At 63.7% G+C, this 24,872-nt stretch carries 21 protein-coding genes; 11 read left to right on the forward strand and 10 right to left on the reverse strand.

Annotated features, from left to right (window positions below; genetic code table 11):
- Positions 1 to 19: 19 nt before the first annotated feature.
- From JG747_RS08210 to secA, 7 genes are all read right to left on the reverse strand, one after another.
- Positions 20 to 4,471 carry a hypothetical protein gene (locus JG747_RS08210; RefSeq protein WP_202361549.1) on the reverse strand — a complete coding sequence of 1,484 codons (4,452 nt, stop codon included), beginning with the start codon at positions 4,469 to 4,471 and terminating at the stop codon, positions 20 to 22.
- 516 nt (positions 4,472 to 4,987) lie between these two features.
- Positions 4,988 to 5,668: a hypothetical protein gene (locus JG747_RS08215; RefSeq protein ID WP_202361550.1), complete on the reverse strand. Its 681-nt coding sequence runs from the start codon at positions 5,666 to 5,668 to the stop codon at positions 4,988 to 4,990.
- A gap of 276 nt (positions 5,669 to 5,944) precedes the next feature.
- Positions 5,945 to 7,117 carry a YVTN family beta-propeller repeat protein gene (locus JG747_RS08220; RefSeq protein WP_019861374.1) on the reverse strand — a complete coding sequence of 391 codons (1,173 nt, stop codon included), beginning with the start codon at positions 7,115 to 7,117 and terminating at the stop codon, positions 5,945 to 5,947.
- The gene (locus tag JG747_RS08225; protein WP_019861373.1) at positions 7,114 to 7,974 is read right to left on the reverse strand and encodes a creatininase family protein; all 861 of its coding nucleotides are present in this window, start codon (positions 7,972 to 7,974) and stop codon (positions 7,114 to 7,116) included. Before JG747_RS08225 ends, JG747_RS08220 begins: the two co-directional genes overlap by 4 nt.
- 3 nt (positions 7,975 to 7,977) lie before the next feature.
- Positions 7,978 to 9,258 carry a GNAT family N-acetyltransferase gene (locus JG747_RS08230; protein ID WP_027047428.1) on the reverse strand — a complete coding sequence of 427 codons (1,281 nt, stop codon included), beginning with the start codon at positions 9,256 to 9,258 and terminating at the stop codon, positions 7,978 to 7,980.
- Positions 9,258 to 10,658, reverse strand: a complete 1,401-nt coding sequence (locus JG747_RS08235; protein WP_019861371.1) for a lipopolysaccharide biosynthesis protein — start codon at positions 10,656 to 10,658, stop codon at positions 9,258 to 9,260. Before JG747_RS08235 ends, JG747_RS08230 begins: the two co-directional genes overlap by 1 nt.
- Before the next feature lie 118 nt (positions 10,659 to 10,776).
- Entirely contained in the window at positions 10,777 to 13,509 is a 2,733-nt protein-coding gene (gene secA, locus JG747_RS08240; protein ID WP_019861369.1) for a preprotein translocase subunit SecA, read from the reverse strand.
- A gap of 262 nt (positions 13,510 to 13,771) precedes the next feature.
- Between secA and JG747_RS08245 the strand changes: the two genes are divergently transcribed.
- Positions 13,772 to 14,683, forward strand: coding sequence for a peptidylprolyl isomerase (locus JG747_RS08245; protein ID WP_019861368.1), 912 nt, complete (start codon positions 13,772 to 13,774; stop codon positions 14,681 to 14,683).
- 67 nt (positions 14,684 to 14,750) lie between these two features.
- Here JG747_RS08245 and JG747_RS08250 read toward each other — a convergent pair whose 3' ends face one another.
- Positions 14,751 to 15,350 (reverse strand): TetR/AcrR family transcriptional regulator, encoded by a 600-nt coding sequence (locus JG747_RS08250; RefSeq protein WP_027047427.1) that lies wholly within the window; start codon positions 15,348 to 15,350, stop codon positions 14,751 to 14,753.
- 263 nt (positions 15,351 to 15,613) lie between these two features.
- On the opposite strand from JG747_RS08250, the gene JG747_RS08255 reads away from it, so the two are divergent.
- Positions 15,614 to 16,831, forward strand: a complete 1,218-nt coding sequence (locus JG747_RS08255) for an MFS transporter (protein ID WP_202361551.1) — start codon at positions 15,614 to 15,616, stop codon at positions 16,829 to 16,831.
- A 22-nt stretch (positions 16,832 to 16,853) separates the two neighbouring features.
- Here the strand turns inward: JG747_RS08255 and JG747_RS08260 are convergent, their stop codons facing one another.
- Positions 16,854 to 18,089, reverse strand: a complete 1,236-nt coding sequence (locus JG747_RS08260) for a caspase family protein (RefSeq protein ID WP_202361552.1) — start codon at positions 18,087 to 18,089, stop codon at positions 16,854 to 16,856.
- Positions 18,090 to 18,256: 167 nt separating this feature from the next.
- Here JG747_RS08260 and argJ point away from each other — a divergent pair, with 167 nt between their 5' ends.
- From argJ to JG747_RS08285, 5 genes are all read left to right on the forward strand, one after another.
- The gene (gene argJ, locus JG747_RS08265; protein ID WP_019861364.1) at positions 18,257 to 19,498 is read left to right on the forward strand and encodes a bifunctional glutamate N-acetyltransferase/amino-acid acetyltransferase ArgJ; all 1,242 of its coding nucleotides are present in this window, start codon (positions 18,257 to 18,259) and stop codon (positions 19,496 to 19,498) included.
- Between the two features lie 29 nt (positions 19,499 to 19,527).
- Positions 19,528 to 20,280, forward strand: coding sequence for a GNAT family N-acetyltransferase (locus JG747_RS08270; protein ID WP_019861363.1), 753 nt, complete (start codon positions 19,528 to 19,530; stop codon positions 20,278 to 20,280).
- Between the two features lie 8 nt (positions 20,281 to 20,288).
- A complete protein-coding gene (mutT, locus tag JG747_RS08275; protein WP_038649912.1) occupies positions 20,289 to 20,711 on the forward strand; it encodes an 8-oxo-dGTP diphosphatase MutT in 423 nt (140 codons plus the stop codon).
- Between the two features lie 198 nt (positions 20,712 to 20,909).
- A complete protein-coding gene (locus tag JG747_RS08280; RefSeq protein WP_038649910.1) occupies positions 20,910 to 21,227 on the forward strand; it encodes a hypothetical protein in 318 nt (105 codons plus the stop codon).
- A gap of 108 nt (positions 21,228 to 21,335) precedes the next feature.
- Positions 21,336 to 21,515, forward strand: a complete 180-nt coding sequence (locus tag JG747_RS08285) for a Flp family type IVb pilin (RefSeq protein ID WP_019861361.1) — start codon at positions 21,336 to 21,338, stop codon at positions 21,513 to 21,515.
- Positions 21,516 to 21,557: 42 nt separating this feature from the next.
- Here JG747_RS08285 and JG747_RS08290 read toward each other — a convergent pair whose 3' ends face one another.
- The gene (locus JG747_RS08290; protein ID WP_202361553.1) at positions 21,558 to 22,412 is read right to left on the reverse strand and encodes a methyltransferase domain-containing protein; all 855 of its coding nucleotides are present in this window, start codon (positions 22,410 to 22,412) and stop codon (positions 21,558 to 21,560) included.
- Positions 22,413 to 22,477: 65 nt separating this feature from the next.
- On the opposite strand from JG747_RS08290, the gene JG747_RS08295 reads away from it, so the two are divergent.
- The 4 genes from JG747_RS08295 to JG747_RS08310 are packed head-to-tail and all read left to right on the forward strand — an operon-like array spanning position 22,478 to position 24,869.
- Positions 22,478 to 23,278: a ComF family protein gene (locus JG747_RS08295; protein WP_202361554.1), complete on the forward strand. Its 801-nt coding sequence runs from the start codon at positions 22,478 to 22,480 to the stop codon at positions 23,276 to 23,278.
- A gap of 25 nt (positions 23,279 to 23,303) precedes the next feature.
- Positions 23,304 to 23,573 carry a glutaredoxin 3 gene (gene grxC / locus JG747_RS08300; protein ID WP_038649905.1) on the forward strand — a complete coding sequence of 90 codons (270 nt, stop codon included), beginning with the start codon at positions 23,304 to 23,306 and terminating at the stop codon, positions 23,571 to 23,573.
- A gap of 10 nt (positions 23,574 to 23,583) precedes the next feature.
- Positions 23,584 to 24,447, forward strand: coding sequence for a carbon-nitrogen hydrolase family protein (locus tag JG747_RS08305; protein WP_202361555.1), 864 nt, complete (start codon positions 23,584 to 23,586; stop codon positions 24,445 to 24,447).
- Positions 24,444 to 24,869, forward strand: coding sequence for a DUF1178 family protein (locus JG747_RS08310; protein WP_032931815.1), 426 nt, complete (start codon positions 24,444 to 24,446; stop codon positions 24,867 to 24,869). Before JG747_RS08305 ends, JG747_RS08310 begins: the two co-directional genes overlap by 4 nt.
- Positions 24,870 to 24,872 lie beyond the last annotated feature (3 nt).

Below are 24,872 nucleotides of genomic sequence, written 5' to 3' on the forward strand. Positions count from 1 at the left end.
CCTTCTTTTCACCTGGCTGCTATTGTGGCCGCCCTGCTCCCTGTCGAGAGGGAGCTGTTCTCTGTGAGGCGGCCAAGCTGAGGTCTTCGGCAGACGTCTTCTTTCCCGACCGGCTTTTCGCCTGCTTTCCCTCTTTCTTGGCGACCTTCGTCGCCTTGTTGGCCGCCTTGCGAGTCTTGGTGTCGATCCCCCGTCGGGTGAGATCGATACCGATGACGCGGATGTCCTCGACGCCGGGGTAGTCGTTCGAGATGAGCGTCCAATGGCGTTGGAGTTCGTCGGTCAGCATTTCGAATGTGCTGGCACGGCCACCGTTCGGTAGGTCCCAGTACGATTTTTCGCCCAAATAGACGAGAACAAAGATCCCGCGACTGGAGCGGACGTCACGGAGATAGTCACCACACAGCTGGATCTCGAGGCGCTCGAAGAGGTGGGGACCGGTCCATTTGTCGGCGAGCTTGAGTTCGGCCGGCACCGGAGCGTCGAAACCGGCGCCTAAGAAGCGTAGGTCGGGGCGCTTGGCATCCGCTAACTCCTCCTCTTGTGGAATGACGTAGCGGCCTGCCGAATGGTCACGGCACCATCCACCTATGAATTTTCTAAACTCTGTCTCCTGATCGACCGCCTGAAGGATCGAGGCGATGCTGGAGTCGCCGTTCTCCAGGTCGTGCTTCAGTGCATCAAGCTTGTCTATGGCGTGATACCAGAGCTCCCGGTGGTTCGCGGGCGTGGCGATCAGCGACTTGCCGAACTCTTGGACTTGAGTCGGTGTCCATGCCTCCATGTCGGCATCCTCAGTGGCCCTCGCCTTCGCGTGGTATCCCATCCATGGCCTAGACTCCTTGTCAGGATGTGCGCGGGCCATCTCGATTAGAGCAAGGAAGGCTGCCTTGCCCGGCGTTTCGCGTATGAAGGCGCTCAGAGCGTTTCGGGCATCCTGAGCATCGTCGCGCAGCCCCGGGGAGTAGACCCCCTTACCGGCTCGGTGGATGTCCTCACTCTGGCGAATGTAGCGGGTCATCAGAAGGTAAAGTGACTTCATATGCTCAACAGTGCGGAACTGTTGCCTAGCGCGCCCCTCCTGCGAGCGGCCTCCGATAAGCGCGACGACGAAGCCGAGGGCGAGGTTGGTCTGTTCGGCTGGGTCGGTCATACCAGCGAACCGAGCCGCCAGCGCAGGTATTGCCGCGCTTGGATCGACACCAACCCACGCAGCGAACCATATCGGGGCGAAGCTCGAATTGCGCGCAGCGTTCGCCTTCTGGGATGCAATCGCGGCAATCGTCTCATCGTCGATCGAAGACCTATTCACGATTGCCAGAAGGTAGCCGAGGTTCCGGATGTTGGCCCGCTTAGTGCGCAATTCTGGAACAAGCGCCGGAGCGAGACGGTCCCACAGCCAGTCCCCGTGCCAGCTGACATCATACAGGGCGTAGTGGCTTTCGCCGTCCTCGGTCTCGGTCGAGAGCTCGTACTTGATCTCAGTCAGGAAGACTTCCAGCACCTGCGTGGGAAACGCCTTGTACAGCCGTGGCAGCCAGGCGGGGAACCCATTCAGCTCTCGCAGCGCATACCGCGTCGCAAGCTCCGCGTCGGCCGAGGTGAGGGCGGAGGGCCAATTGGGCGTCTCCCGTGCCTCGATCGCAAGCCCGGTCAGGCCGAAGATCGTCTCGAACGGCGTGTTGGCAACAGCGCCCTCAGCCCGCAGCCTGGGCCTATACTGACGCCAGTATCCAACCGCACCGTCCCGAAATGCGAGCGCCACAGGCTCGCCGAACATCGGGACGAGTGTGCGCCAGTTGCCGTCCGTCCACCAGTTGTTCTGGCTGTCGCCTCTACGCATTTGCTCGTGCAGATAATGCTGGTCAACGGAAATCTTTCCTGGCGTGCCGGAGTCCCGGATCGTCGCTAGGCGACCTGTCAGGATCAGCCTTGCCTTCTCCATCGCGGCCGTCTCCTTGGCGGCCTCCCGCTGGGATTGGCGCCTCCAGGCCGCCTCCCGACGCTTGAACTTGTTGACCGCCTTCGGTACGTGCGCCAGCAGCTTGTTCAGTTCGGCCTCAACCTCAGCATTCGCGGTGGCCGCCTTCTTAAGGCGCTCCCGCCACGCCTGTCGGCGCCCGTTCTGCTGGTAGAGTGCAAAGGCCAAGGACAGTGCGACGAGTTTGTCTTCCATTAGTGGCCGCTTGGCCATCTCCGAGCACATATTCTCGAAATCGGACGCATCGAATGCCCAGTACGCGCCGAATATCGAGGCCTGCCAGTAGTCGGTGAGACGCTCGCCTTTGGTGCGTATAAGCCGCGCGCGCTCCTCGGCGATGCTATACCAGAACAGCGAACAGTTCAGTTCCGGCCATTCGCGAACCATCTTCGGCAGCTCCTTGCGGATCTCCTCAAAGGGGTAGCGGTGGTAGTCCTCGACGATCGGAAGCTGACGCAAGATCGACAGTGCTGTCTTCTCAAGGGTGGCTGGATCGCGGTGCTCGATCATCCTCAACAGGATTTGGGCTGCGGCTTGGCCCAGCCAGCCATATTGTTTCGATATCTCGCAGCGATGTCGCTCGATGAGTGGCTTGCGAGCTAGCAGTTTGCCCACCCCTTCGAGAAGTATCGCCAACATCGACGGAGTCAGCGTGGACACGTAACCGCGAAGGGTGTCGGAGAATGGATCGATATCGAACTGCTGCTTGGGGGCGGCTAGAGCTAGCGCCTCAATCAGCCACTGTAGGTCCTCTTGGCGAGTTCCGAGACCATCTATTAGCTCGCTCAGCCAGCTCCGGCATAGGAAGGAGCCTTCCGTCAGGAAGGCTTCGCGCACCTCGTAAGCATCTTCGGGCGATCCGACCTCGATCACCGCACGGATTGCGGCCATGCGGGTGTATTTGGCCCGTGACGTGATCGCGAAATGCTTGGCCTTGTCAGCTAACGCATCGATGCCGCCCTGGTAGACCATCCTCAGCAGGAACCAGACAATGTCGTCGTCGTCTTTGTGCTTATCGAGGAGCTGACGAATGACGTCTGCGAGGTCCGGGTTCGTGAAGCGCTGGACAGCCGAGTAGTCGGTAACGCTTCGGCCGTGAGCTGGCTGGGAGAGTTGCTCGCATGCCTCTCGCAGGATGTGGGCGCGCGTCTGCACTGGAAGTTGGGCCGGGTCACCGCCCTCGAAAAGAACTTCGGGCGCCAGACGAATGATGCGGTCGAGAATTCGAGGGTCCAAGATCGCTAGCCATGGAAGGATTGGCCGCATGGTTGGGACGACAACCTCAACGCCGTACTGGCGCCGAAAAAAGAGGTTCTCGATCTTCGCCCGCGAACCTTCGTCAACGAGAAGGGTGTGAAGCCATTCCGCCGTGAGGAACTCGCGTACCGAGCGGTGATGGAACCGAACTGTGCCGTAGATGCCTTCATCAAATATCGGCCTGGTCAAAAGCGTCCTGCAGTCGGCATCATCCCAGCCGGTGAGGACCTCTTTGATAGAGAGGCCGCGATCGTTCTGCTGCCCGTCGGGGACGCGAATGGCAGACTGCTTCGCCAAAGTCGCCGCAGCAGCCAACAATCGCGCTCCGTCGCGGATCCGCTCCTTCGAGATTGGGTTAGTGTCGGCTCGGTCCTGGTCGCGCTCCTCTAAACGCTTATCGATGCTGGCTCGCATCAGGTCGAGCCGGGAGCCGATCTCGTGATGGGCATTCCAGAACTCGACCGTCTCGGCCAAATCCAGGGGGCGGGCAGTGAACGACGATGCTTCCGCCCGGTCGACTGCTTTCCTAAAAGCCTTGATGTCCGCGACGCCCTTCGCGCTCAAGAAGCGCTCCACCTGCTCGCCGTGCAGGTCGTCCAACGTGACGAGGCGAAACGGAGACTTCCGTCGTTTCCTGCCTGCGGCGTCTGCAGTTCCGATAGCCTCGTCAGAGTCCTGTTCCTCGGCTGGTTCGCTCTCCGGTGCTTGCCACGGCAGCGACGTTTCACAGATCAGCAGGTCGGTTTTCGGCCGCCAAGCGTCGGTCCTACCCGTGATGACAATGTGAGCGCGCTGCAGTACGCCGCGCAACTTGAGACCGATCTTTTTGATCGCGCGCTCGAAGTCTTTCGGGTCCTTCAGTCTCGCCTCGTCGACCGAGTCAAGAAGAAGCCACCCCTCCTCACCAGAGCCGATCCACGCCTCGAACTCCTCGAGCGTACCCAACTCGAACGAGGTCTCGAAGTCTTGGACAAGATGTTCGATGCGCAGGAAAAAAGCGTGCTTCTTCTCGCGACGTAGGTCGAGGCAAGCGTGCCTAATCTCCTCGGTCTTACCCGATCCCGCCTCGGAGAGGAGGACGACACGGGGCTCCTGCAGAAGCTCAGGCCATATCAGCGGCACGCCTCGACCCGTCAGGCGGAACAAAGCTGGCTCTTTACCTGCTTCCTCGCTCAGGCCGAGATCATGGAAGGTGCGGTTAAGTTGCACGAAGTCGCCGGTCCCGTCGGACATTCTATTCCCCCGCGATCTCGCCCAGCAGAGGACGGGCACTCCTTACGAAACTCACTTCTGATCTCTGATCTAGATAGATGAAGTGGGTGAACCCGGTTGCTGGTGATACCGCTTCTCAACAGTCTACGGCAGGGATGTCAATCGGCGAACTGCGACCGAACACCCCTTCCAACACCGCCCCTAAGACAGCTTATCCGCTTCTGAGCCGGTCGACTTCGCGATCTCGCTGGAAAGGCTATACAAGCTCGGTTTTTGGTGGGACTGGTGCGACGAAAAGCATAAGGATTTTGAACGGCTCAATCCGTCCCACTTTCGAAATTGAGCATTGAAAAGGTTCAGTTCTGGCTCCCCGGCTAGGGGCACCATTCCTTTTTTCAGGATCCATGTTGCTTGCCCGCCCATGGCCTGGGGCAAGGTCGATAAGCCACGGAGAGGGTCGGTTGCATCGGACGCGGCCGAGATGATTCAGGGCACAGGCTGGCGCTACAGCGACAGCCTGTGCCTTCTCCGATCGGATCAGAGCGAGTGCTTGTAGCCGATCCCGATGTTCCATTTGTCGCCGGCGAGATCGTTGTAGGGCGCCGAGGTCGTATCGGTCTTCTTCCAGGAATAGCCGACGCTGGCATAGACTGCGTTGGCGGAGTCGATGTTGTAGGTCACGCCGGTAGCCAGTTTCGGTGTTTCCCAGGTGGTGCTGAAGGCGTTGCGGTAGCGGAAGTTGAAGACGTTCCAGGTCCATTGCTTGGACAGCTTCCAATCGCCCGCGAGATAGAGGGCGTAGTAGGGAACATTCGCGTTGGCATCGGCATCCTTGATGATGCCAGTATCGTGCCAGGTGTAGCCGAGCCCCAGGCTGGGGGTCAGGGTGAAGGCATCCGTGATCTTGATTTTGTAGCCGAGGCTCGCTTCGGCATAGTACTGCGACTTTCCGCCGGTCTTGAAGGTTGGCTGGATGAAGATCCCGCCGACGAAATTATTGTCGAAATTGTGCGAGACGCTGAGCTTGAAGTAGGTGTCGGCAAGCGACCGGGCGGTGTTGCTGCCATTGTCGATGGCGTAGAATTCCGGGTCCCCCTCGATTGCAATCGTCCAGGTCGGCGCTGCCGGCGGCAGGGCTTCGACCAGGTCGGCGGCAAAGGCCGATGTGGCCATGGACAAGCAGACGCCCAATGGGGCGATGATGGTGCGCAAAAGCATGGTCTTTCCTCGAGATGTGGCGGCGCATCGGGGATGGAGCGGCGCGTTGGGATGTGGCGAGTGTTTAGCTAGGCGCGCGCCATTACAGTTATGTGACGATGTGCCATTCGTGTGGGCGGCTTCGCCCAGACGGCCCTCGGCTGGAAATCGGCGGTGCAGTTTGGTCACACCCGCGAGGCGGGGGTGGCAACAACTCTTCGACGAGAACGGTTTTCTTGCCTTGGACGAAGCAGGCGCACCAGACGGCTCTGTCGCGCGTCTGCGCGGTCGAGATGGCTATCGCATATTGCCGGTATGGCCCTGCGAATATCTGCCGGGCTGCGGCCAGACCGTCAGGCCATGAGGCTCGACGCCGACGCGGATTTTCGTCACGGCGCCCGAGGTGGTGTCGATCATGTAGACCTCGCTGTCGAAGCGGCCGGACAACCACAATTGCCTGCCGTCGGCGCTGACATTGCCCATGTCGGGGCTGCCACCACCGGGTATGGGCCATTGCGCGACCACCAAACGGGAAGCAAAGTCGATGACCGTCACGCTGCCCGGCCCCTTTGCGCGGCCTTGCTCCATCTTGTGCGAGCCGCGATTTGAAACGTAGAGTTTTGTCCCGTCGCGGCTCACGACAAAGCCGTGCGTTCCAATGCCGGTGGCGATGAAGCCGATCTCGGAAAAGCTGTCTCCGTCGATCAGGAACACGCCGTCGTTCATCATGTCGGCGACATAGAAGACCTTGCCGTCGGGCGAAAGCCGGATGTCCTGCGGCATGCCCATCTTCGACAGAGCCAGGTGGCCGAGCACCTTCTGGTTTTTCAGGTCCACCTTCAACAGTCCGCCATCGCCGTATTCGCAGGTGAATATGGCGTAGGCATTGTCGGCGGAGAAATCGGCATGGTTGATGCCGGGGCAGGTCGGCGTCGGTATCGTCGATTTCAGCGCCATGGTCTGCGGATCGCGCAGATCAAGCCGCTGAAAGGCCTCATCGACGACGACGGCCGAACTTCCATCCGGCATGAAGTACATGTTGTAGGGGTCATCGACCGGGATTTCGTGACCCGGCCTGGCGGTCTTGGGGTCGATCGGCGTCACGCTGCCCTTGCTGGTGCCGCTGGCGTTGTTGGCGACCCAGAGCGTGCTCAGATCCCAGGACGGAACGACGTGCTGCGGCTTGCGCCCGACAGGGAACCTGTCGACCTCCTTGAGCGTCGCGGGATCGATGACCGATACGCTGTTGGACGAGCGGTTCGGAACATAGACGCGCGGCAGCGCGCCTATCGTGGCCGGGCTCAAATGATCAGAGGTTGTCTGGTCGTAGATATTGACCGGAGAGCGGGCAGGCGGCGGCTCGCTGCAATCCTCCGGGCACGAGTCGGCCCAAGCCGATGCCGGCGACAGGGCAAGCAACAAAACGAGCAGGGCGCGAAAGCTCGTGAACCGTCGATATGGCTTGATCATTTGGGCTGCTGTCTTGTGAATTCGCGGATCGCCTCGGTCGTCCCGCTGACGATCAGATCGACGCCGAGTTGACCGAATTCGGCCGACGATCGTGTTGGATCGCCACCATAGACGCCGTCGCCGGCGCCGAGCTTAGGAGCTGCCGCGAGGCGATCCTTGCGCACCATGGAAGGGTCGATGGCGAGCATCAGCGATGTGTCGGCCAATCCGGCGTGGGTTCCGATCTCGGACTGCCTCGCGCCGGCCGACAGGAGCTTGTCGACATAGGGGCCCTGGGTGACCTGATAGTATTGCAGCGCCGCAAAGACCCGGACCGGGCCTTTGCTCCATTCGGCATTCAGACGATCGGCCACATGACGCTCGTCGACTTGATAGCCGCCATGGTCGCCGATCAGCACGATGGTCTTGAAGCCGTGCAGCTTGAAGCTGCGCGCCGCGGATTCGAGCAATTGTTCGAAAATCTTGTCGCTGATGGTAATCGTTCCGGGAAATCGCATATGTGCGCTCGGCGGGTCGATGGTCCCTTCCGGGACATAGGAGATCACCGGGGCGACCAAGGCGTTGCCGAGTTGACCGGCAATCTTCTCGGCCAGGAACTTGACCCGCATATTGTGCTTGCCCAAGGCCATGGCAGGACCGCTTTGCTCGGTGCCGCCTATCGGGACGATGATCGTCGTCGTCCCGGCACTGATCCGATCGCGAAGTTCGGTCCAGGTCTGGTCTTCGAGGAAGACCGACGCATTGGCCGCGTTGGCCGCCGAGGCAAGACCAGACAGAAACCAAAGGCCGACGACAATGCATGCGCGCGTGGCGAAGGTCTCGGCATGACACCGGCGGCTGCGAGGATTCGGGATCATGGGCTACCGCCGTCTCAGCAGGCTCTTCATGCGGTTGCGCAGCAGCCGGGCCATGTTGCGGGTCTCGCGGTAGAGATGCAGCTGCGAGGCGGCCTGGCGGGCGAGGCGGTCGGCGTCCGGCGTCAGCCCGATCACCAGCGTGCCGATCGGCTTGCGCTCGGCCCAGAGCCGGCTCATCACCGGATGATCCGGCACCGCGCAGGAATCGGTCATCATGATGTTGGGATCGTCGAGATGCTGCCGGGTGACCTCGATCATCAGCAGCGTGCCCGGCGAATAGGCGGCCAGCGTCTCGTCATAGGCCGTCTTCCAGGTATAGGCGACGCCGGCCTCGACGAAGACGATCAGGCAAGCGATGGAGCGGCCGTCGAGCGTCAGCGAATGGATGCGGCACATGTCCTGTTCGGCCAGCCGGTGCACCGCCTCGCGGGCAAAGGCGGCGCGGAAGCGGTCGATCGCCATGGCGGTGCGCTCGCGGCCCTTCCAGCCGGAGGCTTCCAGCGTCAGGAAGCCCTCGATGGCGTGGCGGATCTCCTCGGGGCCGCGCGCCACCACATGTTCCAGCCTGCCGAGGTCGGCAAGGCGCCGCTTCAGGCGGCGGAACTCGCGATAATGGTGCGGGCGCAGCGAAGCCTTCAGATAGTCATCGCCGTCGAGCTCGCTCTCCAGCACGGGGCGCGGGGTCTGGCCGGTCGTGATCAGCGTCAGGCCGCGCGTCTCGGCCACGGTGTCGAGCAGGCTCGCCACGGGACCATCCAGCCTGATGTCGGGCAGCACGAAGACTTTCGGCAGCTTGAGGTGTGGGCGCGACAGCATCGAGAAGAAATCCTCGACGACGCCGACCGGATCGTCGCGGTCGATCAGCGGCGTGCCGAGCGGACCGAACGGGCTCGACCAGGTGCGCATCACCGGCACGCCGAGCGGCACCACCGGGCGTTCCACCGAGATCGGCACCAGCAGGCGCAGCCGGTTGCGGTATTCGTCGCCGTCGCGGATCACCGCCAGGCGCACCTCGCGATCCTCCAGCCGGGGCATGGCCGGCGCCAGGAAGCGCGGGTTGAAGAAGACGTTCGGCTCGATCGTGCGGGCGCACAAATAATCCAGCTCCTCGACCAGGTCGAAGCCGGCGGACGCCGGGTAGATGGCAAGCTTGCGTTCCGGCCGGTTGTTGGCGAGGATTTCGATATGGGCGGGATCGGGATCGCGCGCCAGCCCGGCAAGGCCGGACACCATGGCGCCGGCGGTGCCGCCGCTGGTTTCCTCAAGCAACGGGATGGCGGCCATCAGGCGGCTCCTTTGGCAGGCACGAAGATGGCCATGACGATGCCAAGCTTGCGCCAGACCGTGAAAGACAGCGCGCTGGCCTCGAAGATCATGGCGAACGCGGTGGCCATGGCGGCGCCCCACAGGCCGAAATGCGGGATCAGCACCACGTTGAGGCCGATGTTGAAGGCCAGTGTCATGGCATAGACGGCGGCGCAGATGTTCTGGTTGCCGCTCATGGTGAGCAGGCTTTCGCAGGGACCGACGGCGGCGCGCGCCACGACGCCGAAGACGAGCAGGAACAGCAGCGGATAGCCCGACGTGAATTCGGGGCCGAACAGCACCAGCATGGGTTTGCCCAGCGCCAGCACCAGCAGCGCCATCAGCAGCGAAGGCCAGAAGGTCCAGGACACCGTCTCGCGTGCAAAGGCGGCAAGCTTCGCCGGCTCGCCATGGGTGAACTGCGCATAGCGCTGGGCGACACCGGCCTTGACGGCGAAATAGACGAAATGCACCAGCGCCAGCGTCTTGACCGTGGCGAAATAGACGGCGACGTCGTTGGGATCCATATAGGCGCCGACCATCAGCACGTCGGCATTGGTGAGCAGGAAGAAGAAGCTTTCGACCAGGAAGATCGGCAGCGAGACGATGAACCATTGCGCGAAATGCACCTTCATCGGTCCGGCCGGGATCTGCCTTTCCATGCGGTGCGTGACGCCGATCAACTGGGCGAGGGTGGTGACATAGGTGGCGGCGATCGAGGCGAAGATCGCCGTCCTGGCATCGGCGGCGTAGCCGGCAAGAAGCATCAGCGCCATGAACAGCAGGATCAGCACCGGCCGTATCAGATAGGTCGGCGACAGGGCGAAAAGCGCCCAGCTGTTCGCCCTGGCCTGGCCCTGCAACAGGTCCGACAGCGCGATCATGGGCAGGCAAATGACGCCGAGGATGAACGGGATCACGTAATAGTTTTCGATCCACGGCGCCGACAGCCAGACACCGAGCGCGCCAAGCCCGGCGATGATGGTGGAGGCGATCAGCACGAACAGGCGGCTGGCCACGACGATGCCGCGCAGTTCGTCCATCAGGCCGCGCTCGCGGTATTCGGGAATGAAGCGGATGACCGAGGTGTGGAAGCCGAGGCAGGCGAGGTTGCCGACGATGACCATCGTCACCCAGACCAGCACGAAGATGCCGTATTCGAACGAGCCCATCCAGCGCGCCATCAGCACCTGGCTGATGAAGGCGATGACGGCGCTGACGATGCGGATGGAGAAGGCGATGACGGACATGCGGCCGGCCTCGCCACGCTCATCGGCGGTGAACAGCACGGCGTCGATGCGGCCAAGCAACGGCCCGACACGCAGCGCCAAACGCTGCGGCAAGAACCGCCCGGCAGTCGTGGCCGCGGAAAAGCGCACCCCGATCTCTCTCCGTTTTCCGCCTCTTTTTCAGGCGTTGGTGTAGCGGAGACACATTAAGAAACGGTTGGGTGAGCTTCCTTCGCCCCGTTCACGGGGGGAAGGAAAGAGCGCGTCCTTAAGCAAAGGCCCCGTGGCAGTGCTTGTATTTCTTGCCGGAGCCGCAGGGGCAGGCTTCGTTGCGGCCGACCTTGCCCCAGGTCGCCTGATTGTTCGGGTCGCGGTCTTCGGGGGCGACGACGGCGCTCTGCTCCTGGCGCACCAGGAGGGCAGTCTCGCCGCCTTCGAAATCGTTCTCGCCGGTGGTGCCGTCAATATGCGTGCCGAACATGTCGGGCGCTTCCGGGGGCGGGGCTTCGGCGGCCTGGCGGACCAGTTCGACGCGCATCAGCTGCGCGGTGACGGCCTGGCGCAGATTGCCCAGCATCGCCTGGAACAGTTCGAAGGCCTCGCCCTTGTACTCCTGCAGCGGATCGCGCTGCGCGTAGCCGCGGAAGCCGACGACCGAGCGCAGATGGTCGAGATTGACGATGTGCTCGCGCCACAGATGGTCGAGCGTCTGCAGCACCACGGAGCGCTCGACATAGTTCATTACTTCGGGGCCGAAGCGCTCGGCGCGCTCCTTGGCGGCGGCATCGGCGGCGGCAGTGATGCGCTCGCGGATGTCGTCCTCGGCGATGCCTTCTTCCTTGGCCCAGTCCTCGACCGGCAGGTCGAGATTGAGGAATTCGGCGACCTCGGCCTTGAGGCCGGCGACATCCCATTGCTCCGCATAGGCGTTTTCGGGGATGGCCTTGGCGACGATCTCGTCGATGACGCCCTCGCGCATCTCGGCAATGGTTTCCGACAGGCCTTCGCCGTCCATCAGCTCGATGCGTTGTTCGAACACCACCTTGCGCTGGTCGTTGGAGACGTCGTCATATTTCAACAGGTTTTTGCGGATGTCGAAGTTGCGCGCCTCGACCTTCTTCTGCGCCTTCTCCAGCGCCTTGTTGATCCAGGGATGGATGATCGCCTCGTCTTCCTTGAGGCCGAGCTTCTGCAGCATGCCGTCCATGCGCTCGGAGCCGAAGATGCGCATCAAATCGTCCTGCAGCGACAGGAAGAATTTCGAACGGCCGGGGTCGCCCTGGCGGCCGGAACGGCCGCGCAACTGGTTGTCGATGCGGCGCGATTCATGGCGCTCGGTGGCGAGCACGTAGAGGCCGCCGGCGGCCAGCGCCTTTTCCTTCAGGCGCTCGACGTCGGCGTTGATTTCCTTTTCGCGCGCCTCGCGCTCCGGGCCCTCAGGCATGTCGCCCAGTTCGTCGGCAATGCGCATTTCGGCGTTGCCGCCGAGTTTGATGTCGGTGCCGCGGCCGGCCATGTTGGTGGCGATGGTGATGGCGCCGGGCTTGCCGGCCTGGGCGACGATCGCCGCCTCGCGCTCGTGGTGGCGGGCGTTCAGCACCTCGAAATCCTTGAAACCTTCCTTGCGCAGGCGGTCCGCCAGCTGCTCGGACTTCTCGATCGAGGTGGTGCCGACCAGCGTCGGCTGGCCCTTGGCGCTGGCTTCGCGGATCTCCTTGACGATCGCCTTGTACTTCTCCTCGACCGTCCGGTAGACCTCGTCGTCCTCGTCCTTGCGGATGACCGGCAGATTGGTCGGGATCTCGGTGACTTCGAGCCCGTAGATGTTGCCGAATTCCTCGGCCTCGGTCAGCGCCGTGCCGGTCATGCCGGACAGCTTCTTGTAGAGGCGGAAATAGTTCTGGAAGGTGACGGAGGCGAGCGTCTGGTTCTCCGGCTGGATCGCCACATGCTCCTTGGCTTCCAGCGCCTGGTGCAGGCCTTCCGAATAGCGGCGGCCGGGCATCATGCGGCCGGTGAACTCGTCGATGATGACGATCTCGCCGTTGCGCACGATGTAGTCCTTGTCGCGCTGGAACAGCCGGTGCGCCTTCAGCGCGTTGTTGACATGGTGGACGATGGCGACGTTCTCGACGTCATAGAGCGACTCGCCCTTCAGCAGGCCGGCATCGCGCAGCAGGTTCTCCAGCTTCTCGGTGCCTTCCTCGGTGAAGATCGAGGTCTTCTGCTTCTCGTCGATTTCATAATCCTGGGGCTGCAGCTGGATGATGAAGGTGTCGATGGTGTTGTACATTTCCGAGCGGTCCTCGAGCGGACCGGAAATGATCAGCGGCGTGCGCGCCTCGTCGACCAGGATGGAATCGACTTCGTCGACGATCGCGTAATTGTGGCCGCGCTGCACCATCTGGGCGCGCTCGTACTTCATGTTGTCGCGCAGATAGTCGAAGCCGAGCTCGTTGTTGGTGGCGTAGGTGACGTCGGACGCGTAGGCGACGCGGCGCTCCTCGTCGGACAGGCCATGGACGATGACGCCGACCGAGAGGCCGAGGAATTTGTAGACACGGCCCATCCATTCGGAGTCGCGGGTGGCGAGATAGTCGTTGACGGTGACGACATGGACGCCGTTGCCGGCGAGCGCGTTGAGGTAGACCGGCAGTGTCGCGACCAGGGTCTTGCCCTCGCCGGTGCGCATCTCGGCGATGCCGCCATTGTGCAGCACCATGCCGCCGATCAGTTGCACGTCGAAGGGGCGCATGCCGAGCACGCGGCGTGCCGCCTCGCGCGCGGTGGCGAAGGCCGGGACCAGAAGGTCGTCAAGGCTGGCGCCATTGGCGATGTCCTGGCGGAATTTTTGCGTACGCCCCGCGAGTTCGGCGTCGGAGAGCGCTCGCATCTCGTTTTCCATGGCGTTGATCGCCTCGACACGGGGCCGGGTCGATTTGACCCGACGGTCGTTGGAGGAACCGAAAACCTTACGGGCGAGACCGCCGAGACTGACCATCCAATGGTCCTTTCGATAGAATTCTCAATCTTGAGACGGGCGCCGGCCGGCCCCATCAAATCCGCGTGATCGCACCGCCTGAATACGGTCAAACACAAAAAGCGCCCGGAAAACGGTTCTGGACGCAAAGTCGTTGGACAGATAAGAGGGGGCTCAACTGATGTCAACGCCGCGCTGGCCCTGCCGGTCGTGCCAAATTCCGCCACAATCTGGCTGATCTGGAAGCCACCCCTCCTTACAATCCTTCACCGGAGTCATCCTTATGCCCTTGTTGTTCCGCCGTGCGTCGCTCGCCAGCCTTGGCCTGGCCTTCGGCCTGTCGGCTCTTTGCCTGTCGCCCGTCATGGCGCAGGAGGCCGCTCCTGCTGCCCCGGCCGCACCCGCTGCGGCGCCGGTCGACCCGAATGCCGTTGTCGCAACGGTCAACGGCCAGCCCCTGACCGAAGCCGACCTAGTGCTTGCCGAAGGCGAGCTGTCGCAGCAATTCGCGCAGTTGCCGCCCGAACAGCGCCGCGCGGCTGCCCTTTCGGCCGCCATCGAGATCCGCGTCATGGCCGCCAAGGCCGTTACCGACGGCCTCGACAAGGATCCCGACTTCCAGCGCCGCATGGCCTTCCTGCAGCAGCGCGCGCTGCATGGCGAGATGGTCGAGAAAGGCGTCGTCGACAAGGTCACCGACGCCGAGATCCGCGCCCGCTACGACCAGGAAATCGCCAACACGCCGCCGGTCAACGAGGTGCATGCCCGTCACATCCTCGTGAAGACCAAGGAAGAGGCCGAGGCGATCATCAAGCAGCTCGACGGCGGCGGCGATTTCCAGAAGCTCGCCAACGAGCACACCAGCGATCCCTCGGGCAAGTCCAATGGCGGCGATCTCGGCTGGTTCGGGCCTGGGCAGATGGTGCCGGAGTTCGACAAGGCGGCCTTCGCGCTCGATGTCGGCAAATACACCAAGGAGCCGGTGCAGACGCAGTTCGGCTGGCATGTCATCAAGCTCGAGGACAAGCGCGCCAAGCAGCCGCCGGCCTTCGACGACGTCAAAGACCAGGCCAAGCAGGCGGTCATCCGCGACAAGTATTTCGCGCTGGTCAAGTCGCTGCGCGCCGGCGCCAAGGTCGAGATCCCCGACGCCAAGCTGAAGCAGGCCGTCGATACGATGGAAGCCGGCAAGTAAGCCTGAACGATTTCTTCAAAGGGGCGCGGCAGCCAAGGGTTGCCGCGCCCTTTTTTGTTGGCCGCCGCTATCTGCCTGATGCCGCTATGCCTTGCAGGAGATAGCGGATCATCTTGCGTATCGTCGCCTCGGGCTCGTCGAGCCGGTTGGTCAGGAGATGCCGCCAGGCGTAGGAAGCGATGAGATCGGCAACGACACCCGCATCGATATCGCCGGCGATCTCGCCCCGCGCCTTGGCGCGTTCGATGATCTGGCCGGTATGGGTGCGGCGCGCTCCGGCATAGCCGGCCAGGGCCGTCGCCGCGGTTTCATCCGACTGCGCCTCGGCGATCAGCGACTTGAAAACACTGCCAGACGATGTCTCGAGCCAGTGCGTGAATAGATTGATCAGGAAGCCGACGAGATCCTCCTCCAGGCTTCCCGTATCAGGAATGTCGACGCGCTTCTGGCGCTGGTAGACCTCGAGCAGCAGTGCCGCCTTGCTCGGCCACCAGCGATAGATGGTCGGCTTGCCGGCACGGGCGCGCCGCGCCACCGCCTCGATCGAGAAGCCGGCATAGCCGGCCTCGATCAGCACGGCTTCGGCGGCCTCCAGAATGGCTTCGGCGCTGTCGGGATTGCGCCTGGCACCAATCGATTTGCGTGCCGGATCGGCGATTTCGCCCATGAGCCGTTCCTCCTGAAGCGGTTGCGTGCCGGCCGAAACGACAACCCGCCGGCAACTGTTGCCTCGCCCCGTATTTTTGCCAGCCGGATGCCTGCCATCCGGAGCAAAGCCTTCGTTTTCCTTGCAGCGTTCGTGCGGACGCCAAATGAAGCCATTTGGCCGCAAAATACGCTGATGCCAAGAGATGCTCATACATCATCGCTTGACGAAACGGAACGGTTCGTTCTATTCAACGAAACGTTTCGTTCCGATGGACATCGCCCATGACGACCATTATCGCATCCGGCACCGCACCCGCCGAGACGACAATTTCGAGTTGGATGACCTTCTTGCTGGCTGCCGCCTGCGGGCTGATCGTCGCCAATATCTACTACGCACAGCCATTGATTGGCCCGATCGGCGCTGAACTTGGCCTGCCGCCGCATGCGGCGGGCCTGATCGTTACGATGGCGCAGATCGGCTACGGGGTGGGCCTGCTGTTCATCGTGCCGCTTGGCGACCTCGTCGAGAACCGCAAGCTCGTGCTTGGCATACTCGTCGTTGCGACGCTTGCCTTGCTGGGTGCGGCGATATCAACGCAGCCAGCGGCTTTTCTGGCCGCAATGCTGTTTGTCGGTCTTGGCTCGGTCGCTGTGCAGACCCTTATCCCCTATGCGGCGCACCTCGCGCCGGAAGCCAGGCGTGGCCGCGTGGTCGGCAATGTCTCAGTGGGGTTGTTGCTGGGTATAATGCTGTCACGGCCGTTTTCCTCCTTCATCACGGCGCTGTCGTCCTGGCATGTGGTCTACTTCACCTCTTGCATTGTCATGATCGTGCTGACCGTGGTGCTGCGGTTCGCGCTGCCCAGACGCATGCCGACGGCGCGTCTGAGCTACGGTGCGCTTTTGGCGTCCATGGTGCATATTGCGCGCTCGACGCCGGTGCTGCGGCGGCGGGCTCTCTATCAGGCCTTCCTGTTCGCAGCCTTCAGCCTGTTCTGGACGACGACGCCGCTGCTGCTGGCCGGACCCGATTTCGGCTTGACGCAGCGCGGCATCGGCCTGTTCGCTTTGGCCGGCGTCGCCGGTGCAATCGCCGCGCCGCTCGCCGGAAGGGTCGCCGACCGCGGCTGGAGCCGCCCGGCGACAGCCTTTGCCATGCTGTGCGTCGCCGTCGCGTTTCTTGTCACCCACATCGCTCCCAGCGGCTCGACACTTTCGTTGGCGCTGCTGGTCGCCGCCGCCATCGTCCTCGACTTCGGCGTGCAGACCAACCTTGTGCTCGGCTATCGGGATCTGTTCGCGCTCGGCGCCGCGCATCGCAGCCGCCTGAACGGGCTCTACATGGCGACGTTCTTTATCGCCGGCGCAGTCGGCTCGGGCGTCGGCGGTTGGGCGTATGCCCAAGGCGGCTGGCCACTGGTGTCCTGGATCGGCCTGGCGCTGCCGGTTGCGGCACTGCTCTGTTTCGCCACCGAATTGATGTCGCGCCAAAGCGCGTGAATTTGCGCCCCGGATCAGCGCGTCATTGCATGGCTTGCGAGGTTTCGGATTCGATTCGCCATCCCTCCACGGCCTTGACCAGCCCGAGCGTGACGCGCGCCTTCCCGGTCAGCCGTGCCGCCGACTTGTCCTTCGGCACATAGTCGTAGCGCATGGCGAAGGCGGCGTCGGCGCGGTCCTCGCCATGCGGCGTGATCTCCAGGCTGCCGGGTTCCAGCCCAAGCGACCACGAGGCCCATTGCGCGAACCAGTCGGTCTTCACCTTGACGATGGCATCGGCGTCGTAGCGTGTGCCGAAAATGGTGGCCGACGCGCCGTAGATCCGCTTGACCGTTTCGGCCATCGTCCTGGTGTCCGGCGTCAGATAGTTCCGGCGCAGGAATTGTTCGATCGAAGCCTTGTCGTCGCCCACGGAACGCTCCAGCGCCGCGACCTGTGGGGCCGGGGCCGGCGCCGGCTCCGCCGCCGGCTTCGGCTTCGGGGCAGGCCCTTCACCCGGGACGAATTCGAAGCGTTCGAGCAGCGAGCCCTGCTCCCAGGGGCGCTGGCCTTCGCGGGTTTGCGAAACGACGTCGCGGCGCACCGCGATCATCATGTCGTTGATGCTCTGGCCGGGCTCGCCAATGTGCCGCAACAGGGCTGATGCAAAGGGCGAGTTGCGGCCGGTGCCGTCCATGGCGACCGCGCCCGGCGCCGTCGAGAAGGCAATGAAGGAGCCGCGCGTCGAATCGAACTGCGCCAAGCCGGCGAGCGCCGTCGCCGAGCGCGTGGTGGCGGTGCGGCTGAGGCTGCGGGCAAACGGATTGTTACGGCAGGCATCGAGAAACACCAGGCTGACCTTGGTCTGCTGTTCCATGATGTCGAGGACTTCGTCGATCGGCACGGCTTCGAGCTGCAGTTTCACCGGCATGTCGAGCCTGGCATCGACCGGCACGATGTAGTTGCGCCCGTCGACCTGCAGGCCGTGGCCGGCATAGTAGAAAAGCCCGACGCCCGCACCTTCGAGCGCATCGGAGAATTCGCCGATGCTGCGTTCGAGCTCGCGCTTGCCGAGGTCGTTGCCTTCGATGACCTCGAAACCGATGGAGCGCAGCTTGTCGGCGATGTCGAGGGCGTCGTTGACCGGATTGGCCAGCGTGCCGGCCTCGGCATAGGTGCCGTTGCCGATGACAAGCGCCACGCGCCGCGCCGGCTCAGCGTCGGCGCTCAGCAGCAATAGTCCCAGAAATGCCCATGCCAGGATCGCAAGCCTGCCCATGGGCGCAATCATAGCGCCACAGGCCCCGGCGACGCCAACAGATTTGAAATGCAGGCTTAATCCGGTGTGGTCCGCCGCCCCGGCAGGCGCGGCGAAAACGCCCTTGCGCCCGCGCGCCGTATCGGGCAAACCGGCCTTCCCTTGCGATTTTCCCGCCCGAGGTCCCCATGTCCACGACGATTTCGCCGCTCGCGCCGAAGAAGTACCCCAAGATGCCTGTCATTGAAGGGGTGCGCATCGCCACCGCCGAAGCGGGGATAAAGTACAAGAACCGAACCGACCTGCTGGCCATGGTGTTCGATGCCGGCACCGCGGTCGCCGGCGTGTTCACCAGGTCGAAATGCCCCTCGGCGCCGGTCGATTTCTGCCGTCAGAACCTTGCCGCCGGCAAGGCGCGGGTGCTGGTCGTCAATTCCGGCAATGCCAACGCCTTCACCGGCAAGAAGGGCCGCGAATCCACCGCTCTGACCGGCGAGGCGGCGGCCAAGGCTGCCGGCTGCACGGCAGGCGAGGTCTTCCTGGCCTCGACCGGCGTCATCGGCGAGCCGCTCGACACGACCAAGTTCAGCCATCTGCTCGCCGGGCTGGTCAGCGATGGCAAGCCCGACCTGTGGACCGAGGCGGCGAAGGCCATCATGACCACGGACACCTATCCGAAAGTGGCGACGCAGACGGTCAAGCTTGGCGATACCGATGTCACCATCAACGGCATCTCCAAGGGCGCCGGCATGATCGCCCCCGACATGGCGACGATGCTGTCCTTCATCGCCACCGATGCGCCGATCGCGGCCCCCGTGCTGCAGGATCTGCTATCGCGCGGCACGGCCAAGACCTTCAACGCGGTGACCGTCGACAGCGACACCTCGACCAGCGACACGCTGCTGATCTTCGCCACCGGCAAGGCCGCCAAGCGCGGCGCGCCCGAGATCACCGACCCCAGAGATGCCCGGCTCGGCCAGTTCCGCCGGGCGCTCGGCAAGGTGCTGAAGTCGCTGGCGCTGCAGGTGGTGCGCGACGGCGAGGGCGCCCGCAAGCAGGTCGAAGTCACCGTCACCGGCGCGAAATCGGCCCGCTCGGCCAAGCGCATCGCGCTGTCGATCGCCAATTCGCCGCTGGTCAAGACGGCGGTCGCCGGCGAGGACGCCAATTGGGGCCGTGTGGTCATGGCCGTCGGGAAGGCCGGCGAACCCGCCGACCGCGACCGGCTGTCGATCTGGTTCGGCGACAACCGGCTGGCGCATGAAGGCGAGCGCGATCCGGCCTATTCGGAAGAAAAGACCTCGGCCTACATGAAGCGTGACGATATCCGCATCCGCGCCGATATCGGCATCGGCCGCGGCAAGGCGACGGTGTGGACCTGCGACCTCACCAAGGAATATGTCACCATCAACGGCGATTATCGGAGCTGACGGTTTTGGCTTCCAGGCATCCGGCAAGCATGCTTGCGATCGTGCGCCGCTACGAGGCGGCCGGCTTTCGCGCCTGGCCGGCGGCCGCCGTCCACTATGACGGCACCTGGGTGGTGCGGCTCACCGCCGGCCATCCGGCCAAGCGGCTGAATTCGGTCAACCCGCTCGATCCCGGCGACATCCAGCACATAGCCGACCGCATCGGCCGCGCCAGCCGCCGTTTCGACGCCTATGGAAGGCCGCTGACGTTCCGCATGTCGCCGCTGTCGGGTCCCGATCTTGCCGGCCATCTCGACAAGGAGGGCTGGAGCCGATTCGACGAATCGCTGGTCATGCGGCTGCCGCTGGCCGACGCCCAGCTCGATGCCGCCATGGACCAGATTCCGCTCAAGGACATCAGCCGCTTCATCGGCGCGTCGCTCAAGGTCAGCGGATCGGATGTTTCGCTGCGGCCCGGCCTGTCGGAGATCATCGGCGCCATCCAGCCAGAGGCCGGGCTGTTCGCACTGGAAGATGGGGCAGAGGCGCTGGCGACCCTGATTTGCGTGCATGACGGCGATCTCGCCGGCCTGTTCGAAGTCGCCACCGACAAGGCGGCGCGCAACAAGGGCCATGGCCGCAACCTGATCCGGTCGGCGCTGAAATGGGCGCGGCTGCGCGGCGCGCGGGAGGCCTGGCTGCAGGTCGAGGCCGGCAATGTGCCGGCGCTGGCGCTCTATCGGTCGCTCGGCTTCGAGGAAGTCTATCGCTACCATTATCGCCGGCCGCCCGGGCATGAGTGACGTCGGGCATGAATGATCCGGCCAATACCGGCAAGCGCCTGCTCCTGGTCGCGGCCTGCGCGCTGGTCGATACCGACGGCCGCGTGCTGCTTGCGCAGCGGCCCGAGGGCAAGCAGCTTGCTGGCCTGTGGGAATTTCCCGGCGGCAAGGTCGAGCCCGGCGAGACGCCGGAACAATGCATCATCCGTGAATTGCATGAGGAGATCGGCATCGAGACCGAAATCCCGTGCCTGGCGCCGCTTACCTTCGCCAGCCATTCCTATGACGACTTCCATCTGTTGATGCCGCTGTTTGTCTGCCGCCGCTTCCGTGGCATCGCCCAGCCCCGGGAAGGGCAGGCGCTGAAATGGGTGCGGCCAAGAGAGATGCGTGACTATCCGATGCCGCCGGCCGACGCGCCGCTGATTCCGTTCCTGATCGATCTGCTCTGAGGATTTGTTTTGACGCAATTCCCAAGGGAAAGCGCTCCGCGTCCCGGGAAAGCCGCTTCACATTTTTCCTGGAATTGCTCTGAGGAGCGGCCACGGCCCATATCAGCCAGCGTTAATAGAAGATTTATCTCATCATGAAAAATTGATGCATGGCCGTGTCGTCGCGGCCGCGTCGCGGATTGGCTGGGGAGCGATAGGATGAGCCTGGACAGGGATTGGGATTCGATCCGGCCCGACCGCGGCTTTCGTGCCGCAGATGCGGGCATGGGCATCCTGCGCGTGACACTGCTGTTCGGCTCGGCCGCGGTGGCGCTGGCGCTGATCGCGACCCCTTTCCTCGACAGCCAGACGCGCTCGCAATCGGCGCGCGATGATTTTCCCGGTGGTCTCGACATGACGGCCACCGGCTCGATCAGCCATCGAACCACCTATACGGTGCGCCGCAGCGTGTTGCAGGCGCAGCCCGGTTCGGTCTGCATCATCGGCTCCGATGGCAGAACCAGCGGCGACTGCTGACATGGTTGGAATTTGCAAGAGGGTGGCGGTTTCACCGCCTGTTAAGGCTTTGCCGTTAACCTTTCTTAACAGGTCGGCGGTAAGGTCCTTGGCGAGGGGATCGAGGTGATGAAACCAGTGCTGCTGCATTTTCTGAAAGACGAAACCGGCGCCACGGCGGTCGAATATGGCTTGATCATAGCTGTGTTGTCGCTGACCATCGTCGCCGGCATCAGTCAGGTGTTCAACTCCATCACCTGGCTGTTCAGCAACAATAGCAGCCGGCTTGCGAACGCGTTCGCACCCTGATCGGGCTGTCCACGGCTGACCCGATCATTGCCCGTCGGGAGCCTAAAGTATCGTCTTCAGCGAGACTTTGGCTGAACCCGGCTTCAGCGGTTTCTGCTGCGATGCATCGGGCGCCCAGCCGGACATCCAGACCATCGAGAAACTTGCCCGGATCCGGCCGTCGGCGTCGGAAAACCGCTCGGCATAGATTTCCGCGGCACGCGCAAACAGTCTGCGTGTGCTCGGCCGCCGGCTGCGATCGGTGAGGGCGCTGGTTTCGCCCATGGCGCGCAGATCGGCCATCAAAGCAAACAGATTGGCATAGCGCACCGTCACGGTCTCGACATCGGCGACCGGCAGGGCAAGACCGGCGCGCTGCAGCAGCGCACCGGCGTCGCGCACGTCGGTGAAGGGGATGACGCGGGGGCTGGCGCCGCCGTAAAGCTCGGTCTCGGCCGCAAGCAGGCTCTCACGCAGCTCGCCGAGCGTGCCGGCGCCGGCGAAGGCACCGAGAAAGAGCCCGTCCGGCCGAAGCGCGCGGCGGATCTGGATCAGCATGCCGGGAATGTCGTTCATCGCCTGCAGCGACAGAAGCGACACCGCCAGATCGAGGCTTGCCGGTTCGAAGGGCACGGTTTCCAGTGGTGCGACCATGCCGGCGGCACCCGTCAGGAAAACCGTGTCCGTCTCGACGCGGACGATATCCGCCACCTTGCCGCTCGCGGCGAGCACATCGGCTGCGGCCGACGTCTGGCAGAACAGCACCGCCGCCTTGCCGAACCGGCGCTCGACGGCGCCCAGCCGGTCGGCAAGGTCCTCGGCGGCGCGGTTCATCAGGAAATCGGCACCGTCGACCGGATGGCTTAGCGCGCGCCGCTTGTGCGCCAGCCACAAAGAGGTATCCATAATAGGCTGCAACGGGTGGATCCTTGTTTGTCCACGCCCTGATATACTTGGTACACTCGGTGCGGAGAACCAACCACGTGGCCGATCCGACGCCAGAGATCAAGTCCATCGGGATCAGGAACCTCGCCCGATCGGCCTTCGGCTGGCCGGCGCGCATCCTGTTTCCGCCGGTCTGTGCCGGCTGCCGCCGGCATGTCTCGCAGCCGGGCGTGCTGTGCGGCGCCTGCTGGCCGAAGCTGCGGCTCTTGGAACGGCCCTGGTGCCCGGTTATGGGCACGCCGTTCACCCACCATGTGGGCGAGGGTTTTCTGTCGGCCGAGGCGATCGCGGATCCACCACCCTTCGAGCGGGCGCGGGCAGCCGTCGCCTATTCCGGCGTCGCCCGCCAGATGGTGCAAGGGCTGAAATACCAGGATCGCACCGATCTGGCACCTTGGATGGCGCGCTGGATGGTGCGCGCCGGCGCCGATCTCATCGCGGAAGCCGATGTGGTGGTGCCGGTGCCGCTGCACTGGCGGCGTTTCTTCCGGCGGCGCTTCAACCAGTCGGCGGAACTGGCGCGCGCGGTCTGCGAGCTCAGCGGCCTGTCTTTCGCGCCTTCCGCCATGCGGCGGGTGAAACTCACTCGCCAGCAGGTCGGGCTCGAGCGGCAGGAGCGCGAGGAGAATGTGCGGGCCGCTTTCCGCGTGCCGGCCGAGGCGGAGATCCAGATCGCCGGCCGCAGGGTGCTTCTGATCGATGACGTCTACACCACGGGCGCCACCGTGCGCGCGGCCACCAAGGCGCTGAAAAGGGGCGGTGCCGCCACCGTTGACGTGCTGACCTTCGCGCGCGTGTTGCCGGGGGACTTCCGGGCGGACGAGTCCGTGACTATATAAGTCGGCAACGAAAGCGGAATGCATCATGGTCGATGTCACGATCTATACGCGTATGATGTGCGGCTACTGCACCGCCGCCAAGCGGCTGCTGGAGCGCAAGGGCGTCGCCTATACCGAGCATGACGCTTCGTTTTCGCCGGAATTGCGCCAGGAGATGATCTCGCGCGCGCACGGCCGCACGACCTTTCCGCAGATTTTCATCGGCAACACGCATGTCGGCGGCTGCGACGACCTCCACGAGCTGGAGGCCGAAGGCCGGCTGGACAGGCTGCTCGCCAACGGCGCGACGATTTGAGGGTATGATGATGGGTGTTTTCGCTGCGGCGGTCCAGATGCGTTCCGGCGAAAGCCCCGAGCGCAATGCGGTCGATCTCGAACGGCTGGTGCGTGAAGCGGTCGGGCAGGGCGCGACCTATATCCAGACGCCGGAAATGACCGGGGCGCTGATCCGCGACAAGGAGGCGCGTGCCGCCTCCTTCACCTCCGAAGACAGGGACATCATCGTTGCGACCGCACGTGGATTGGCGCGCGAACTCGGCGTCTTCCTGCATATCGGCTCCACCGCCATCCTGCGCCCCGACGGCAAGCTCGCCAACCGGGCGCTGTTGTTTGGTCCGGACGGCGCGACGCTCGCCACCTATGACAAGATCCACATGTTCGACGTCGATCTCGACAATGGCGAAAGCTGGCGCGAATCCGCCGCCTACGAACCCGGCACCGAAGCCGTAGTGACCGAGGTTGCGGGCGCCAAGCTTGGTTTTGCGGTCTGCTACGACCTGCGTTTCCCGCAGCTGTTCCGCACGGAGGCGCTGGCCGGCGCCGATGTTTTGACCGTGCCCGCCGCCTTCACCCGACAGACCGGCGAGGCGCACTGGCATGTGCTGCTCAGGGCCCGTGCCATCGAGAACGGCGCCTTTGTCGTCGCCGCCGCACAAGGCGGCCTGCATGAGGACGGCCGCGAAACCTATGGCCATTCGCTGATCGTCGACCCGTGGGGCCGCATCATCGCCGAAGCCGCGCATGACGAGCCTGCGGTGATCGTCGCCGAGATCGACCCGGCGCAGTCGCTTGCGGCGCGCAAGAAGATCCCCAATTTGAAGAATGCGCGGGATTTCACCATCAATGCCGGCGCGGTGGACGCGCCGCGTCTCAGGGGTGCTGCCTCTTGATCCGCTTTTCCCTGATCTGCGAAAACGAGCACGAGTTCGAGGGCTGGTTCCGCAGCAATGACGATTTCGACACCCAGAAGAAGCGCGGCTTTGTCGATTGCCCGAGCTGCGGCTCGCACAAGGTAGAGAAGGCCCTGATGGCGCCCGCCGTTTCCACGGCCCGCAAGCAGGAGACCATAGCGCTCGCCATGGGCGAGGCGCAGAAGCAGGCCCTGGCGCAACTCAAGGCGATGGCCGAGAAGGTGCGCGAGAATGCCGACTATGTCGGCGACAAGTTCGCCGAGGAAGCGCGAAAAATCCATTTCGGCGAGACCGACCCGCGCGGCATCTATGGCGAGGCGACGTTGGAAGAGGCCAAGGGGCTGGCCGAGGATGGCGTCGATTTCATGCCGATCCCGGTGTTTCCCGACGACCGCAACTGAACG

Source organism: Mesorhizobium sp. 131-3-5 (assembly GCF_016756575.1).
GTDB classification, from domain to species: domain Bacteria; phylum Pseudomonadota; class Alphaproteobacteria; order Rhizobiales; family Rhizobiaceae; genus Mesorhizobium; species Mesorhizobium jarvisii.